This is a genomic window from Streptomyces sp. NPDC037389 (assembly GCF_040636475.1).
In the GTDB taxonomy this organism is placed as follows: Bacteria; Actinomycetota; Actinomycetes; order Streptomycetales; family Streptomycetaceae; genus Streptomyces; species Streptomyces hesseae.
Window position 1 is genome coordinate 119,580 of the sequence record NZ_JBEZUS010000008.1, and the last position, 16,766, is coordinate 136,345.

A 16,766-nucleotide genomic window follows, 5' to 3' on the forward strand; every position below is an offset into this window, starting at 1 on the left:
ACCAGTCGACGCGCGGGGAACCTAGCCCCGAACCGGTCATTCCGGGGTACGACCGGGGTGCGTGGGAGCCAGGAGCATCCGGACAATTCTGTTGGCCCCTTGACGGGCCCGCCAGCCGACGACGTACGGTCCGGCCCGTGAGCGCACATCAGACGCACCCCGGGGCACCCGCCGGCCCGGCCGCCGTGTTCGACCCGGCGACCTACGCCCGCGGCGTCCCCTACGCCCTCTTCCGGGAGCTGCGCGACCACGCCCCCGTCTGCCGGGTGCCCGAGACGGCCGTCGGACCGTGGCCGGCGGGCCCCGGCTACTGGGCGGTCTTCCGGCACGCCGACGTCAAACAGGTCCTGCGCGACACCGGGACCTTCTCCTCGCACCTCGGCGCCACCCAGATCCGCGACCCGGACACCGAGGGCGACCTCGCCTTCGTCCGGGCCATGATGCTCAACCAGGACCCGCCCGCCCACGTCCGGCTGCGCCGTATCGTCGCCGCCGCCTTCACCCCGCGCGCCACCCGGGAGCTGGAGACCGCCATCGAGGCCCGGGCCCGCGCCCTCGTCGAGGAAGCCGCCGACCGGGGCGAGGCCGACTACGTGGAGCTCGCCGCCGACCTGCCGATCTGGACCCTCGCCCACATCCTGGGCGTCCCCGAGGAGGACCGGCGGCTGCTCTACGACTGGTCCAACCGGGTGATCGGCTACCAGGACGCCGACCACGCCGGTTCCAGCACCGCCGACCCGGACGCCCTCAGCCCCCTCGGCCGGGCCGCCCTCGCCCACCGGCCCGCCACGCTCGTCAGGCCCGACGGCACCCCGCTGAACCCGCGCTCGCCCGAGGCGCTCACCGACATGTTCCACTACGCCCACGCGCTCGCCGACGCGCCCCGGCCCGGCAGCGTCATGGCCCGGATGCGCGAGGGCGGGCTCACCGGCGACGAGTTCGAAACGATGTTCTTCCTCCTGGCCGTCGCCGGGAACGAAACGCTCCGCAACGGCATCCCCGGCGGCCTCCACTCGCTCCTCGACCACCCCGGGCAGTACGAGGCGTTACGCCGCCGGCCCGAGCTGACCGACTCCGCCGTCGAGGAGGTGCTGCGCCACTGGCCGCCCGTGCTGGACATCCGGCGCACCGCCGCCCGCGACACCGAGCTCGGCGGGCAGCGGATCCGGCGCGGCGAGAAGGTCGTCGTCTACCACGCCTCCGCCAACCGCGACGAGCGCGTCTTCCCCGACCCCGACCGCTTCGACATCACCCGCACCCCCAACGACCACGTCAGCTTCGGCTTCGGCCCGCACTTCTGCCTGGGCGCCCACCTCGCCCGCACCCAGATCCGGGCCATGCTGCGGGCGACGCTGGACCGGCTGCCCGGCCTCGAACGGGCGGGCGAACCGGTCCGGCTGACGTCCAACTTCCAGAACGGCCTCAAGCACCTGCCCGTCAGATGGAGAACAGATCGCTGAACGGGCCCGCCGTGTCGGCCACGTGATGGCCGAAGGGGGAGTTGAAGTCCCAGATGAGGAAGAGGAGGAAGGCGATCAGCGCGCTGTAGAGCCCGGCGAGCAGCAGCTCGCGCGGCGACCGCCGGATCTGGAGCGTGAAGATCAGCCCCACCGCCACCAGCGCCCCCGCGATCAGCCCGAACCAGACCACGCCCGGCATCGCCGGCCCGGCGTTGGCCGCCCGCGTGTTGCGCGCCGCGTCGGCCGCGCCGATCTGGTCGAGCAGCGGCTGGTACGACTGGCCCTCGTGGTCGTCGCGCGGCTGGTACGAGGTGAGGTCGGCGCGCACCTTGTCGAGCAGCTCGGCGCCCTTGTCGGTGAGCTCGCCCGTCTTGAGCATCGACGGCCATTCCTTCTTGACCGTGTAGCTCACATAGGAGTTCACGTCCGCGCGCACCTGCTCGCGCTCGGTCGGGGCGTAGGCCTGGACCCGTTCGCTCACCTCGTGGAGGGCCTGGGCCTCGGCCCGGGCGGTGTCCTGCGCGCCGTTGCGCGCCTCCCAGACACCGGCGATGGCCAGGCCGAGCACGATGGCATAGACCACCCCGACCATCATGGTCATGTACTCGATGACATCGGGGGTCTCGTGCGGGTTGTCGTTCACGCTGATCCGGCGCTGCCGGAGGACGGTGATGGACAGGACGACCGCGCACGCGGCGGCCATGGCGAGGGCCAGAACCAGCCACTCGGACAAGGGATACCTCCAAGGAGGGTAGGTCGGCGGGGCGGATCCTGGAACCGGGTGGTCAGCTGCCGCCCCCGCCACCGCTGCCGCGCGGACGCAGCAGGGCGGCGGCGAGCACGGCGGGGGCGGTGATCACCAGCGTGAGCGTGACGAGCGAGGCCCCGTTCTGGGCCGGCTTGGCGACGGCCTGGTGGTAGGGCCGCCGCGCGATGTGCGGCGTGGGCGCGGGAGCCGGTGGCGGCGGGGTGGGCGCGGGCTCGGGCCGGGCCGGGGGAGCGGGCGTCGGCGGCGGGGGCTCCTTGCCCGGCGGCGGCTCGGGGGAGGCGAGCGGCGCGGCCGGGGGCGCGGGCGCGGCCTTCAGCGGGAGCGGGGGGTCGGGCGTCGGGGACGGCGACGGGGGAGGGGGCGGTGGCGGTGCGGGTGCCGGGGCCGCCGGGCAGAGCGCGGCGAACGACACGCCGAGCGTCCCTTCCGCACGGGCGATCAGACAGCCGGGCCCGGCGTGCACGAAGGTTTCGGCGGTGCGGGATTCGACGAGCTCGTCGGTGACGACGATCCCGCTCGCGGGCCCCACCGCGTCGGGCGGCTCCGGGAGCACCCCGGCCCCCACCGTCGCGAAGGCGACCACCAAGGTCGCGCATCCGGTCCGTCCCGCTCGGCGCCATGCATTCACGACGTGGATCTTGCGGGGGCGGTGGCCCTGTTTTCCACCTGTCCGGCGGAATTACTCCGATCGGGTGAGCGTGGGGGTGGCCCGGCTTCCGTGACACCCGGCGTTCGGCAGCGTTCGACAGTGGCGGAGGCCCAGCGCACGATGGAGGGGACGGACGGTTCAGGGCCCATCAGCAAGGGCTGGGACACCATGAACTACGCCATCAGACATCCCAAGGGAAAAGTATCGCCGCCGACTCGACCGCCGCTGGTCCGTGTCCGGCGCTGGCTCCTCCGTAGTGTCTGTGCCGTCGAACGGTTCGTCCGAAGACTGCGCGTCCGCATGGCCGCCCGCAGCCTGGTGGCCCCGGCCCGGCGCTGGTGGGCCAAGCCGTCGACCGCGATGCTCCTGCAGCGGCTGTCCTACATCGCCACCCTGGTCCTCCTGGGCTGGGTCGCCGAAGGCCTGTACGGGATGTTCACCCACAGCAAGTCCCCCGTGCAGGGATTCTGCGATCAGGGTGGAAGCAACGGCTGCACGGTGGTGTACGGCTTCCTCGCGCCGTTCCTGAGCCTCGGGCTCGCGACCGGCATCTTTCTGCTCGGACAGTACTGGTCGGTTCGGAGACCGCTGAACAGGGCGGCCAAGAAGGAGCCCCGTCGGCTCGTACCGACGGCCGGCCCGACGATGGCGGATGTGGTCGGGCGGAAAGAGGTGTGCCTCATCATCGCGCGGGCACTGCACGACCGGCGCACCAGACGGCCCTACCTGCTGGTAGGCGGTGTGGGGGCGGGAAAGACGTCGGTGCTCGTCCAGCTCACCCAGCTGCTGGCCAGGAAGGGAGTCACCCCTGTGCCGGTACGGCTGCGGGACGCCGAACTGGACGGGGCACGGCTGGACTTCCGCGAGATGGGCATGAAGCGCTTCGCCGAGCTGGTGGACCGCGGTGTGCTGTCCAGCCACCAGAGCGAACGGGTGTGGCGGCAACTGTGCATCGACGACAAGGTGGTGATCCTCGCCGACGGCCTTGAGGAGACCTTCGCCGAAGGGGAGGAACAGAAGGAGCGGGACATCCGGATCCGCCATGCGATCGAGCGGGCGCGGCGCCAGAGACTCCCCCTGGTCATCGCCTCCAGACCCCACTCGCCACTGGAGAACACACAGGCGGCGATCATCGATCTGGAACCGCTCAGCGAGGAGGCGGCGCTGGAATACCTGGAGAAGGACAGTGACGACCCGGACGACCACCGGCTGGACTGGATCGTCGAAACGGCGTGCGTGGCGGAATCCCCCCTGTACCTCCAGATCGCACGACAGCTACGGGACAGCCATCTGCTCGACCACCTGGGCGGAGCCAAGCGCTCGGAGAAACTGGACACCCGCGACTCCGACCGGGCGGGCTTGCGGTTGCAACTGCTGGAGACCTGGCGGAGCGCCCTGAGATCAGGGCATGTCCGGGGCAATGTCGCGCTGTCCTCCGAGGACCGTGAGACCACCATCGAGGTCATTTCCGCACTGGCCGGGATAGGACTGCTCCAGGACCGGCTGGAGGTCAGGTTCGACGAACTGATCGGGACGGACCACGGCGACGCGGAATCGAGATTCCCGGGAGTCTGGGAGCGGCTCTCGGAGAGGCTGCGGGGACGTTGCCCCGTGAAGACGGATCTGCATCGGTGCCGGGTGCTCCTGGCCCTGTGTGCCACCCAGGCCGAACAGCTCGGTCTGGTGGAGGCGCACGGCAACCGGGTCCGCTTCCCGCACAGCATCATCCAGGCGTATCTCGGTTCCGGCTATTTCGACGTCTTCCGCTGTGAGCTCTTCGCCAAGGCGCTCGAAGAGCCGGGGCCGGGCCGGGAACTGCTCATCGGCCTCGTCCTCAGGTCCCGAGCGGACCGGAGTGACCCCCGGTGGGGAGCCGTCGACTGGAGGGGCGTCGTCCGGCGGCTTCTCCGTGCGGCCGAAGAGCGCACGGATCCCAAGGCGCTGGAGATGTACGCCGCCGCACTCGAAATCGATCAGATCGGCAGAGGAGCCGATCTCCAGGCCATCGCGCGGTCCGTCCTCCGGCGCTGGAAGTGGATCAGGGCGGGCGATCCGAGGACCATCGCGGGGGCGAAGCTCACACTGGTGCACCGGTTCGGCGAGGCTCTGAGGGCGGTCGCCGATTCCGGGCCCGGCGACGACATCGCCGACCGGGTCCGAAAGGGCTACGGTTCCTTGTTCTCCATGGCCACCGTCGAGCCCTCGTACCCCGTCAGACTCGCCATCGCACAGGAGGTGGGCGCGGGGGGCGACCCGGCCTTCGACGCCCTTCGCATCATGTTCCCCCTGCCGCCCAAGGAGGAGATGTCCCGGGACGACGACCCCTGGGTGCAGTACGAGAGAGCGACCCGGGACGAGTCGTACACGGAACACCGGACCCGGGAGTTCTATCTCCGGCAGATGACCGGCAACGACCAGGTCCGCGAGCAGTACGCGAAGTGCGAGAAGAACAGTGCCGAGCGCCGGGCCGAGATCTGGCGGAAGTTCGTCATGCGGGCCTGGCTGGTGCCCCTGATGGCCGAATCCGTCGGCGAAGCGCACAGAAGCCAGGCGAAGGAAAGGGTCCGGCTCTGGCTCGGCCATCTGGAGCCGGAGCACACCCACTCCCATCACGCGGATCTGCCGCTCTCCCTGGAGATCGCCCTGGCGCAGGGCTTCAAGAGCGCCGCCAACCGCCGCAGGTTGCACCCGCACGTGAACAAGGAGGCCCGGGAATTCCTCATCGCGCAGGCGGAGGACATGCTCGCCCATGCCCGCTCCTGGATCGCACAGCTGATACTGATCCAGGCGCTGTGCCTGTGGGAACTCCCGGACAGCACGACAAGGAGCGGACCCCGGACGCCCGGCCGTATCCACTCGCGGACGAAAGCCGATCCGGTCCAGGCGGTGCGGCGCTGGCTCGAGATGGCGGGCACCAAACGGGACACGCACGGCCGGGACCAGGACGACGACCGGCCCCCCGGGGGAGACCGGCTGCATCCCTTCGTGGCCGAAGCGGCGAACCTGGCGGTGCTCGCCCTCCAGAGCGGTCACCCCGAGCGGTTCGTCTGGATCGACGAGATGGGGACGGTCGGCAACATCGGCTCCTCGCCCGCCGAACCCGGCGCCTACCGCAAGCACAACCTCTGGATTCCGCCATCGGTGGGATGGTCCACCCTCCACCCACGCGCCCAGCAGCTGCTCGCCGACGTCATCCTCCTTCTCAACCTCACGGAGAGGGACGGGGAGAACGTCGACGAGCTGGAAGTACGCCTCAAGCGCGCGAACAGGCCCGTACTGCCGCCCTGCCTCACCAAGGACCGCCGCCCCCTGGACCCCAGGCGGACCGTCGGCATGGCAGAGAACGCGCCACCGGGCAGCGCCTGTCTGCGCGACTGTCCCTTCGAGCTGTGCCCCTACCCCGCCATGGGGTCCCTGCCGAGAGCGGAAGTGCGCGAGACGTTCTGCCGGCAGCAGCAGGCGCTCCTGCGCCCGTACCGCCGGCTGAGCTACGCGAACCCCCTGTCCTGGGTGCGACGCAAGCGAGCGCCCTGGCAGGGCATGACATGCAAAGAGCTACGGGGCTTCTGGGAGGACATGACGGTCAGATCCCGGACCCCTTCGAGCAGCACGTTCTCCTTGCAACGCAAAGGAGTCGACATGGCCGACAGAGAGAAGACGCTCCACGTACGCGTGACGGCGGCGGACGAAAAGACCCTGCGCACCACGCTCCGGGAGGAGCGCCCGGACATCGGGGGAGGCCCGCGCCGCACCGGCGGTCCCGGGGACGAGGTGAGCATCGAGGCCTATGTCACGGAAGCGAAAGCCCTGGACATCGACGGGCGGGAGGGAGTCACCGTACACGTGCTCCGGGACGCGACCGCCACCGGCCGGGCCCGTCAGGCGGAAGTGGGCACCGGTAATCGGTTCGCGGCCCCCGACGCGGTTCCGCACGGGCTCGGGGAGAAGACGAAGGACGAGAAGCGGGAGCGCTGAGATGCCGTACCTCAACATCGCCGAAGTCGACTCCGCGTCGGTGAACCTGGCGCACGCCTACCCGGGGCTCTGCGAGCTCGTCGAGCTCCCGGAGAAATCGATCGAGGGAGTCACCTGCCACGCGCTGCGCCTGGGCGACCACGACGCCGGCACCCATGACTGTGTCGTACTCATCGGAGGAGTGCACGCCCGTGAGTGGGGAAGCTGCGAGATCCTCGTCGATTTCGCCGCCGATCTGCTGGAGGCGTACAAGTCCAAATCGGGTCTCGGCTACGGCGGCAAGCGATTCACCGCCGCCGACGTGTGTACGCTGCTGAACGACCTGGACATCGTCGTCTTCCCGCTGGTCAATCCGGACGGGCGTCGCTACAGCCAGACCGTCGAACCGATGTGGCGCAAGAACCGCAACTCCGCCCACGCCCCCGCCGGTGGTGACGGCGAGTGCGTGGGCGTCGACATCAACCGTAATTACGACTTTCTGTTCGACGTCGCCACGGCGTTCTCACCCACGGCGGGCGTACGCGTATCGAGCGATCCGTGCGACCCGGAGCTCTACCAGGGGCCCCATCCGTTCTCCGAGCCCGAGACCCGGAACGTGCGATGGCTCCTGGACGACGCCTTCCCGCGCACGCGCTGGTTCGTGGACGTGCACAGTTATTCCCAGGACATGCTCTATGTGTGGGGCGACGACCAGGACCAGTCCGACGACAAGTCGATGAATTTCCTCAACCCGGCCTACGACGGACGCCGGGGCATGGCCGACGACACCGAGTACCGCGAGTACATTCCCAAGAGCGACCTCGACAGCGCGACCGCGCTGGCCCGGAGCTTCAGCGAAGCACTGCACGGCGTACGGGGCACGAAGTACACGGCGAAGTCGGGCTTCGACCTCTACCCGACGTGCGGTACCAGCGACGACTACGCCTTCTCCCGGCACATCACCGACCAGGACAAGGGAAAGATCCTCTCCTACACGGTCGAATGGGGTACGGAATTCCAGCCGCCGTGGGCCGAGATGGAGAACGTCATCAAGGATGTGAGCGCGGGCCTCCTGCAATTCTGCCTCGGCGCGGCTGCCATGCCGCAGGCGGTCGCCTCCTGATCAGGTGAAGTCGTGGGGTCTCACGGCTGGGGTGCGCAGAAAGCGACCGGGCTGCGCAGGCCGGAGCGGTTGAGCGCGCGGATACCGAAGAACACGTTGTCCTTGGACAGGTCGACGACGTGCCGGGTCCCGTTCCCGGCCGGGATGACGTGGGTCCACTCCGATTCGGTGGTCTCCCGCCACACCACCTCGTACCCGGCGAGGTCCGGCTCGGGGCCGCGTTCCCACGCCAGCTCGGTGGAGTTGCCGAGGGCGGCGGTGCGGATCCTCGCGCCGCGCGGGGTGCCCGGGGCCTGGGCGAGCGACCACAGGGCGGCCGCGTTCACCCGGGCCACCCGGGCGATGAAGCCGAAGTCGCAGAATTCGGGCAGGTCCCCGTACTGCTTGCCGTCCACCACCCGCACGTCCTGGTGCTGGTGCGCGTAGTTCTCGGCCGGCTCGGTGAACCGCGCCGCCGGATAGGCCTGCTGGAGGAACGGGATGTGGTCGCCGCTGCGCAGATAGCGGTCGCGGCGGTACACCACCCGCACCCGCATCCCCGTCGCGTCGTTCTCGGCGGTGTCCCTCACGAACCGGGCCAGCTGGCGCGAGGGCGAGTCGTTCTCGCCGCCCACCGAGCGCCGCACCTCGGCCTGCTCCGGCGTCTCCGAGGTCGGCACCCCCTCGGCGAACAACCGGATCGTGTACGGGTCGCGCGAACCGTCCTCGGCGGTCGGGCTCCCCACGATGTCGTTGGTGAACATGCCCTGCACGTCGGCCCGCCGGCCCCGGTAGGTCCGGGCCATGTGCCCGGCCCCGTACAGCCCCTGCTCCTCGCCCGCCACCGCCGCGAACACCACGGTCGCGGCCGGCCGCCGGGTCGCGAAGACCCGGGCCAGCTCCAGGGCGACGGCCACCCCGGAGGCGTCGTCGTCGGCGCCGGGCGCGTCGCCGGTCGCGTCCATCGGGTCGCTGTTCCGCGAGTCGTAGTGCCCCGAGACCACATAGATCCGGTCGGGCGTGACCGAACCCCGCAGCGTGGCCACGACATTGGTGATCCGGGTCGCCACCGGGACACGGGGAGCGGGCTCCTGTACGTACGACTGGAGCTCCACGGTCATCCGGCCCCCGGAGGCCCGCGCGCGGTGGCGCAGCTCGGCCAGGAGCCAGTCGCGCGCCGCGCCGATGCCGCGTACGGGATCGTCCTGGGCGGACAGGGTGTGCCGGGTGCCGAAGGACGCCAGCTTGCGGACGGTCGCCTCGATACGGCGTGGGTCGATCTCCCGCAGCAGTGCGCGGAGTTCGCGCGAAGGGGGCTGTGCGGTGGGCCGGTGGCGGAAGGGTGTGGGTCCGGCCGCCGCCGCTGACGTCGCCGCCGCCGGCGGCAGCCCGAGGGCCGCCGCACCGGCCGTGGCCGCGCCGAGCACGGTACGCCGCGCCGCACCCCGTCCGCTGTGCCCGCTGTCGGCGCTGTTCCCGTCGTGACCACTGTGTCTGCTGCCCGCGTCCTCGCCCGGCTGCGTCATGCCGCCATCGTCACGTCCGCCTCAGCACCCCCGCAAGGTCCGGTTTCGGCCCGGTGGCGGACTCAGGCACCGGGAGGCATGCCGTGTCGTCCTTCCCCCGAGGTGAAGCGGGCGATGCCCGGGGCCGCCTCTCCGAGGGAAGCCAGCCCGTGGGTGAGTTCCGCGTCCATCGCTCGCCCTTCCTCGACCCCCTCCTGATCCAGCGCCGACGCCCGGTCGCTCCTCAGGCACGTCTGTGGAAAGCGGGCGATCCCCGCCGCGAGCGACTCCGCTGCCGCGCGCGAAGTCCCCTTCGGTACCAGGCGGTTGACGAGCCCCATCGCGTACGCCTCGGCGGCCGGGACCGGGCGGCCGGTGAGGATCAGGTCCATGGCCCGGGAGGTGCCGATCAGCCGGGGCAGCCGGACCGTGCCGCCGTCGATCAGGGGGACGCCCCAGCGGCGGCAGAGGACGCCGAGGACGGCGTCCTCCTCCGCCACCCGCAGATCGCACCAGAGCGCGAGTTCCAGGCCGCCCGCGACGGCGTGCCCGGCGATCGCCGCGATCACCGGTTTGGTCAGCCGCAGCCGGGTGGGGCCCATCGGCCCGTCGCCGTCGGGAGCCACGCGGTTGGCACGGCCGGTGCCGAAGGCCTTGAGGTCGGCGCCCGCGCAGAACGTGCCGCCCTCGCCCCACAGCACCGCGACACGCGCCGCCGGGTCCGCGTCGAACGCCCGGAAGGCGTCCGCCAGGGCGGCGGCCGTCGGGCCGTCCACGGCGTTGCGCACGTCCGGGCGGGAGAGGACGACGGTGGTCACCGGGCCCCGGCGCTCGGTGCGGACGGCCGCCGACGTAGGGGTCACGGGGTGTCTTTCGGCCGGGCCCGGTCGAGGATCTGCCCGAGGTCGGTGCCCGTCGGCAGGGTGCCGAAGGCGTTGCCCCACTCGCCGCCGAGCCGCGAGGCGCAGAACGCGTCGGCGACGGCCGGGGTGCTGTGGCGCACCAGCAGGCTGCCCTGGAGGACGAGCGTGAGCTGCTCGGCGACGCGGCGGGCGAGGAGCTGGGCGCGGTGCGGGTCGGAGAGCTCGCCGAGCAGGGCGCGCAGGCGGGCCGTGGCGGCGTCCAGCCGGGCGTCCGCGCCGGCGGCGAGGCCGACCTCGGTGAAGTAGGCGTCCAGCGAGGCCGGTTCCCGGGTCAGCGCCCGCAGCACGTCGAGCGCCGCCACGTTGCCCGAGCCCTCCCAGATGGACAGCAGCGGCGCCTCCCGGTAGAGCCGGGGCATGCCGGACTCCTCGACGTAGCCGTTGCCGCCCAGGCACTCCAGGGCCTCGGCGGCGTGGGCGCTGCCGCGCTTGCACACCCAGTACTTGCCGGCGGCCAGCGCGAGCCGGCGCAGGGCCGCCTCGCCCTCGTCGCCCGCCTCGGAGCGGTCGAGCGCCGCCGCGAGCCGCAGGGCCAGCGTCGTCGCGGCCTCGGACTCCACGGCGAGGTCGGCCAGGACGTTGCGCATCAGCGGCTGGTCGATCAGTTCGGCGCCGAACGCCCGTCGGTGCGCGGTGTGGTGGAGCGCCTCCCGCAGCCCGGCGCGCATCCCGGCGGCCGAGCCGATCACACAGTCGAGGCGGGTCATGTTGACCATCTCGACGATCGTGCGCACCCCGCGCCCGGGTTCGCCCACGGGCCAGGCCAGCGCCTGCTCGTACTCGATCTCCGCCGAGGCGTTGGAGCGGTTGCCCAGCTTGTCCTTCAGCCGCTGGAGCCGCATCGCGTTGAGGGTGCCGTCGGGCAGTACTCGTGGCATCAGGAAGCAGGTCAGCCCCTCTTCCGTCTGCGCCAGCATCAGGAAGACGTCGCTCATCGGCGCCGACGTGAACCACTTGTGGCCCGTGATCGCGTACGAGCCGTCGCCCGTGGGCACGGCCCGGGTCGTATTGGCCCGGACGTCCGAGCCGCCCTGCTTCTCCGTCATCGACATGCCCGCGATCAGGCCCCGCTTGCCGAGCGGCGGGCGCAGCCCGAAGTCGTACGTCCGGGACGCCAGCAGCGGCTCGTACACGGCGGCCAGCTCCGGCTGGGCGCGCAGGGCGGGCACGGCGGCGTACGTCATCGACACCGGGCAGCCGTGGCCGGCCTCGGCCTGCGCCCAGGCGTAGAACTTCGCCGCCCGCACCAGATGCGCGCCGGGCCGGGCCTCGGCCCAGGGGGCGGCGTGCTGCCCGCTCCCGACGGCGGCGGCCATCAGATGGTGCCACGCCGGGTGGAACTCGACCTCGTCGATCCGGTGGCCGTAGCGGTCGTGGGTGCGCAGGACCGGCGGGCTGGCCTCGGCCATCCGGGCCCACTCCCGCACCTCCTCCGAGCCGGCCCGCGCCCCCAGCTCCCGGACCTCGGCCTCGCCCCGGCCGCCGCCGTCCCGGCGCAGCGCCTCCAGCAGCGCGGGCTCGTCGGCCGTGGAGAAGCCGGTCAGGGGCGGGGCCTGGTTGAACACGTCGTGTGTGGCGCTCACGGCGACCTCCGGGGGTACGGTCGGATCGGGCATTACACTTTTATGATGCGTGACGCGAAGCTGTAATGGATAGGGTTTCGTCAGTCATGGATGCCACCGATTCACTGGAAGACCCCTGCTCGGCGCTCGCCCTGCGGCCGCTGACCGCGCGCTCGGTCGTGCTCTCGACGCTCCTGGGCCACCACCCGCCCGCCCTCCCCGCCCGCGCCCTGGTCCGCGTCGGCGAGCTCTTCGGCACCGCCGAGGGCACCGTGCGCACCGCCCTGACCCGGATGGTCGCCGCCGGGGACCTGGAGCAGCGCGACGGCACGTACCGGCTCACCGAACGGCTGCTCGCCCGCCAGGCCCGGCAGGACGACAGCCGAGCGCCCCGCACCCGCGCCTGGTCCGGCACCTGGTCCGGCACCTGGTCCGGCGCCTGGGAGATCGCCGTCGTCACCGCCGAGCGGCGCCCCGCCCCGGACCGCGCCGCCCTGCGGCAGGCGATGGCCGCCCTGCGCCTGGCCGAACTGCGGGAAGGGTGCTGGACGCGGCCCGCGAACCTCGTCCGCGACCCGGCGTGGCCGCCCGTCGTGGCCGGACAGTGCGCGCTGTTCACCGGGGCGCCCGAAGGGGACCCGGCCGCCCTCGCCGCCGGCCTGTGGGACCTGACGGGCTGGGCCCGCCGCGCCCACGCCCTCGAAGCCGCCCTTGAGGCGCTGCCCGGCGGGCCGGACCGTCTCGCCGAGCGGTTCACCGTGTCGGCGGCGGTACTGCGCCACCTGCTGGCCGACCCGGTGCTGCCCGCGCCCCTGCTGCCCGCCGACTGGCCTGGGGAACGGCTGCGGCAGCGTTACGAGGCCTTCGACCGGGACTTCCGGTCCTTGTTGCTGCGATACATCGGGGTGTAAAGGACAGGAGTTAATTTATGAGGAGTCGGTGACAGTTCCGGCGAGAGCGAGCCCCCTGGCGCGTTCGCGCATACGAACGACCGATACTGGTCCTCATGTCACGCGTGCTTCTGATCGAGGACGACCGGGCCGTCAGGGAAGGGGTCACCCTCACCCTGCGCCGCCGCGGCCACGAGGTCGAGGCCGCGCCGACCGGCGGGGCCGGCCTGGCGGCGCTGGAGGGCTTCCGCCCCGACCTGGTGCTGCTGGACCTGATGCTGCCCGACATGAGCGGCTTCGAGGTCTGCCGGCGCATCCGCGCCATCCAGCAGATCCCCATCATCATGCTCACCGCCCGCGGCGACGACATCGACGTCGTGCTCGGCCTGGAGGCCGGGGCCGACGACTACATCGTCAAGCCCGCCCGCGGCGAGGTCCTGGAGGCCCGCATCCGGGCCGTCCTGCGCCGCGCCGCCCCCGTCGACGGCGGCGGCCCCGACCCGGCAGTCCCCCAGGCCACCGCCGAGACCCACGGCGACCTGACCATCGACCGCGCCGGGCTGCTCGTCTCCAAGAACGGCCAGGACCTGCCGCTCGCCCCCTCCGAGATGAAGCTGCTGCTCTACCTGTCCGCCACCCCCGGCCGGGTCTTCAGCCGCCAGCAGCTCCTGGAGCACGTCTGGGAGCACAGCTACCACGGCGACGCCCGCCTCGTGGACGCCTGCGTCATGCGGCTGCGCACCAAGATCGAGGAGACCACGCGCTCCCCCCGCTACATTCAGACCGTACGGGGCTTCGGCTACCGCTTCGGTCCCGTGTGAGCCGCGGAAGACCCCTCTCATGAGCCTCCTGAACCGCCCGGTCCATCTGCGCCGCCCCACCCTGGGGCGGCCGGCCCTGCGTACCTTCTACCGGGGCCTGCGGGCCCGGCTCGTGGTGGCGTTCCTCCTCGTCGCCGCGCTCAGCGCGCTCACCACGGCCGCGCTCACCTTCCGCGAGGCGCGCACCGCGATCCTCAAGCGGACCCAGGACACATCCGTCTCCGCGCTGCGCGCCCAGGTCAACTCCCAGGTCCCCGACCTGCGCTTCCCGCCCAACCACGGCGACCTGGTCAGATTCACCACCAACCTCGCCCGGGCCGGCCAGGCCCAGCACTGGAACATCTACGCCCGCTACCAGGGCGGCGCCATGGTCCCCCCGGCCCGCCCCGGAGCCAAGGGCATCCCCGACGGCGTGCAGCAGAAGGTCCGGGACGGCATCGCCGCCTTCCAGCGCGTCGACATAAACGGCGAGCCCTGGCTCGCCATCGGCCTGCCCGTCGCCTTCAGCGGCGAGGACGGTCGGCTGTCCGGCCTGGAGGTCTACGCCCAGGTGCCGCTCCGCGAGGACGAGGCGAACGTCCAGGCGCTGGTCGACGCGGCCCAGAGCGGCGCCCTGCCCGCCGCCGCGCTGGCCATCGTGCCCGCCCTCCTCGCCGCGCGCGGCGTGCTGCGGCCCGTGCGCGAACTGCGCCGCGCCACCCAGCGGATCACCGAGGGCGAGCTGGACACCCGGCTGAAGGTCACCGGCAGCGACGAACTCGCCGACCTCTCACGGACCTTCAACGACATGGCCGCCGCCCTGGAGAAGAACGTCGCCGAACTGCGCCGCATGGAGGCCAACTCCCGCCGCTTCGCCGCCGACGTCTCCCACGAGCTGCGCACCCCGCTGGCCGCGATGACCGCCGTCGTCGACGTCCTCGACGAGGACGCCGCCACGCTGGACGCCGACACCGCCTACGCGGTCCGGCTCATCGCCGGCGAGACCGGCAAGCTCGCCCGCATGGTCGAGGACCTGATGGAGATCTCCCGCTTCGACGCCGGTGCCGCCGCCCTCCACCTCGACGAGGTCGACGTGGCCGAGACGGTCCGCAAGACCCTCCAGGCCCGGGGCTGGCAGGACAAGGTCACCGCCGACCTCCCCGAGGGCGTACGGGCCCGGCTGGACCCGCGCCGCGTCGACGTCGTCGTCGCCAACCTCGTCGGCAACGCGCTGCGGCACGGCGGGGAGCCGGTCGTCGTCGCCGTCCGCACGGAGGTCCGGCACGACGCCGGGGAGCACAGCGGGGAGCGGCTGCTGATCGAGATCGCCGACCGGGGCGAGGGCATCGACCCGGAGGTCCTGCCGCACGTCTTCGACCGGTTCTTCAAGGCCGACGCCGCCCGGGTCCGCTCCGAGGGCAGCGGCCTCGGACTCGCCATCACCCTGGAGAACGTACGACTGCACGACGGAACCGTACGGGCCGCCAACGGGCCCGAGGGAGGCGCGGTGTTCACCGTCGACCTCCCGCTGCGGCGCGGAGGTGACGAGTCATGAGACCTGTGAAGCAGTGGCGCGTGGCCGCCGCCGCGGCGCTGTGCGGCGCCCTCGCGGGCGTCCTGGCCGGGTGCGGCGTCGAGCCCACCGACGTCATCGAGGTGGGGCAGCCGGCGCAGGGCGCGAAGCGGCCCGGCGCCCCCGTGCGGGAGGTCCGGCTGTACTTCGGCTTCCCCGGCGGCCTCGAACCCCGCTCCCGCCCCGCCGCCGGCGAGGTCGGCGCGGAGGAGGCGGTGCTCCTGCTGCTCCAGGGCCCCAACGAGGCCGAGCGGATGCAGGGCCTCTTCACGGACCTGCCGAAGCTGCCCCAGGGCTCCGTCACCGTCATCCCGCTCCCCGGCACCGTGACCATCCGGCTGCCGCTGGACCCCACCCGGTTCAGCCCCATCGCCCGCAACCAGCTCGTCTGCACGGCCTCCCACAACGGCGTGCCCGACGACCGCCGGCCCGAGGACGTCAAGGTCGACCTCCTGGGCAACGGCAAGTCGATGAAGAACCTGGCCTGCGACAACGACCTCCTCACCCCCCGGGTCGGCACCGGCACCGGCGCCCCGGCGCCTTCGGCCTCGCCCGCGCCCTGACGCACGAGGGCCCGTACGGGCCCTGACGACCGCCGGGGTCAGCCCGTCGTCGCCCGGAAGCGGCGCAGGCGCAGGCGCAGGCTGTTACCGACGACGAAGACCGAGGAGAACGCCGTCGCGGCCCCGGCGATCATCGGGTTGAGCAGCCCGGCGGCGGCCGGCGGCAGGGCCGCCACGTTGTAGACGAAGGCCCGGAAGAGGTTCGACTTGACGGTCCCGAGCGTGCGCCGGGAGAGCCGGATCGCGTCGGCCGCCGCCCGCAGGTCGCCCCGGACGAGCGTCAGGTCGCCCGCCTCGATCGCCGCGTCGGTGCCCGTGCCCGTCGCCGGCCCCAGATCGGCCTGGGCCGGGGCCGCCGCGTCGTTGACGCCGTCGCCGACCATCGCCACCGAACGGCCCTCGGCCTGGAGCCGCTTGACCACGTCCACCTTGTCCTGCGACGTGGGCTGATCCATACCCCTTGGGGGTATCAATGCCTCAGTTGTACCCCCCCGGGGTGTATCCGCCGCAAGGCCGTTCTGTCGGACCGCCGTGCGATGCTGGAACGCGTGACACTCGAGGACCTCGTGAGGCTGCGCCGCGCGCGGGACGTGATCGATCGCGACTACGCGCAACCGCTGGACGTCCCGGCGCTGGCCCGCGTCGCGCTCATGTCGTCCGGGCACTTCTCCCGCAGCTTCCGCGCCGCGTACGGCGAGACGCCGTACAACTACCTGATGACCCGCCGTATCGAGCGGGCCAAGGCGCTGCTGCGGCGGGGCGACCTGAGCGTGACGGAGGTCTGCTTCGAGGTCGGGTGCACTTCACTGGGCTCGTTCAGCTCGCGCTTCACCGAGCTGGTCGGCGAGAGCCCGAGCGCGTACCGGGCCCGCCGCCACGAGGCGGGCGCCGCGATCCCGGCGTGCGTGGCCAAGGTCTACACACGGCCGCTCAGGACCGGGGGAGTCACCGGATCCGGGGGAGCCGGCAGACCGGTCAGGATCGGAGAAGCGGATCCGGCCGTCGCCTCGTAGCGT

13 protein-coding genes and 1 pseudogene are annotated in these 16,766 nt (G+C 72.2%); 8 read left to right on the forward strand and 6 right to left on the reverse strand.

Features of this window, described 5'->3' with window-relative positions; all coding sequences use genetic code 11:
- The first annotated feature begins 137 nt into the window (after nucleotides 1-137).
- On the forward strand, nucleotides 138-1,460 hold the full coding sequence (locus tag AB0E98_RS19275) for a cytochrome P450 (RefSeq protein ID WP_361703915.1): 1,323 nt from the start codon (nucleotides 138-140) through the stop codon (nucleotides 1,458-1,460).
- On the opposite strand, the gene AB0E98_RS19280 is transcribed toward AB0E98_RS19275, so the two are convergent.
- Nucleotides 1,438-2,193, reverse strand: a complete 756-nt coding sequence (locus AB0E98_RS19280) for a hypothetical protein (RefSeq protein ID WP_361703917.1) — start codon at nucleotides 2,191-2,193, stop codon at nucleotides 1,438-1,440. The genes AB0E98_RS19275 and AB0E98_RS19280 overlap by 23 nt on opposite strands.
- A 52-nt stretch (nucleotides 2,194-2,245) precedes the next feature.
- The gene (locus AB0E98_RS19285) at nucleotides 2,246-2,857 is read right to left on the reverse strand and encodes a hypothetical protein (RefSeq protein WP_361703919.1); all 612 of its coding nucleotides are present in this window, start codon (nucleotides 2,855-2,857) and stop codon (nucleotides 2,246-2,248) included.
- 321 nt (nucleotides 2,858-3,178) lie between these two features.
- Between AB0E98_RS19285 and AB0E98_RS19290 the strand changes: the two genes are divergently transcribed.
- Complete coding sequence (locus tag AB0E98_RS19290) at nucleotides 3,179-6,853, forward strand: ATP-binding protein (protein WP_361703922.1); 3,675 nt, start codon at nucleotides 3,179-3,181, stop codon at nucleotides 6,851-6,853.
- Nucleotide 6,854: 1 nt separating this feature from the next.
- Complete coding sequence (locus tag AB0E98_RS19295; RefSeq protein ID WP_361703924.1) at nucleotides 6,855-7,955, forward strand: M14 family metallopeptidase; 1,101 nt, start codon at nucleotides 6,855-6,857, stop codon at nucleotides 7,953-7,955.
- A 20-nt stretch (nucleotides 7,956-7,975) separates the two neighbouring features.
- Here the strand turns inward: AB0E98_RS19295 and AB0E98_RS19300 are convergent, their stop codons facing one another.
- The 3 genes from AB0E98_RS19300 to AB0E98_RS19310 all read right to left on the reverse strand — a co-directional run bounded on the left by AB0E98_RS19300 (nucleotide 7,976) and on the right by AB0E98_RS19310 (nucleotide 11,945).
- On the reverse strand, nucleotides 7,976-9,460 hold the full coding sequence (locus tag AB0E98_RS19300) for a M20/M25/M40 family metallo-hydrolase (RefSeq protein ID WP_361703927.1): 1,485 nt from the start codon (nucleotides 9,458-9,460) through the stop codon (nucleotides 7,976-7,978).
- A 62-nt stretch (nucleotides 9,461-9,522) separates the two neighbouring features.
- A complete protein-coding gene (locus tag AB0E98_RS19305) occupies nucleotides 9,523-10,302 on the reverse strand; it encodes a crotonase/enoyl-CoA hydratase family protein (RefSeq protein WP_361703929.1) in 780 nt (259 codons plus the stop codon).
- Entirely contained in the window at nucleotides 10,299-11,945 is a 1,647-nt protein-coding gene (locus tag AB0E98_RS19310; RefSeq protein WP_361703930.1) for an acyl-CoA dehydrogenase family protein, read from the reverse strand. Before AB0E98_RS19310 ends, AB0E98_RS19305 begins: the two co-directional genes overlap by 4 nt.
- Nucleotides 11,946-12,031: 86 nt before the next feature.
- On the opposite strand from AB0E98_RS19310, the gene AB0E98_RS19315 reads away from it, so the two are divergent.
- The 4 genes from AB0E98_RS19315 (at nucleotide 12,032) to AB0E98_RS19330 (ending at nucleotide 15,750) form a co-directional block, all read left to right on the forward strand.
- A complete protein-coding gene (locus AB0E98_RS19315) occupies nucleotides 12,032-12,835 on the forward strand; it encodes a PaaX family transcriptional regulator C-terminal domain-containing protein (RefSeq protein ID WP_361703933.1) in 804 nt (267 codons plus the stop codon).
- A 95-nt stretch (nucleotides 12,836-12,930) separates the two neighbouring features.
- A complete protein-coding gene (locus AB0E98_RS19320) occupies nucleotides 12,931-13,635 on the forward strand; it encodes a response regulator transcription factor (RefSeq protein ID WP_361703936.1) in 705 nt (234 codons plus the stop codon).
- Between the two features lie 19 nt (nucleotides 13,636-13,654).
- A complete protein-coding gene (locus AB0E98_RS19325; RefSeq protein ID WP_361703939.1) occupies nucleotides 13,655-15,169 on the forward strand; it encodes an ATP-binding protein in 1,515 nt (504 codons plus the stop codon).
- Nucleotides 15,166-15,750 carry a hypothetical protein gene (locus tag AB0E98_RS19330; RefSeq protein ID WP_361703940.1) on the forward strand — a complete coding sequence of 195 codons (585 nt, stop codon included), beginning with the start codon at nucleotides 15,166-15,168 and terminating at the stop codon, nucleotides 15,748-15,750. The genes AB0E98_RS19325 and AB0E98_RS19330 overlap by 4 nt, the downstream gene beginning before the upstream one ends.
- A gap of 38 nt (nucleotides 15,751-15,788) precedes the next feature.
- On the opposite strand, the pseudogene AB0E98_RS19335 reads toward AB0E98_RS19330, so the two are convergent.
- Nucleotides 15,789-16,208: pseudogene (locus tag AB0E98_RS19335) on the reverse strand (HAD-IC family P-type ATPase); the annotation flags it as partial.
- A gap of 90 nt (nucleotides 16,209-16,298) precedes the next feature.
- Here AB0E98_RS19335 and AB0E98_RS19340 point away from each other — a divergent pair.
- The gene (locus AB0E98_RS19340) at nucleotides 16,299-16,763 is read left to right on the forward strand and encodes a helix-turn-helix transcriptional regulator (protein ID WP_361703943.1); all 465 of its coding nucleotides are present in this window, start codon (nucleotides 16,299-16,301) and stop codon (nucleotides 16,761-16,763) included.
- Nucleotides 16,764-16,766: the final 3 nt, after the last annotated feature.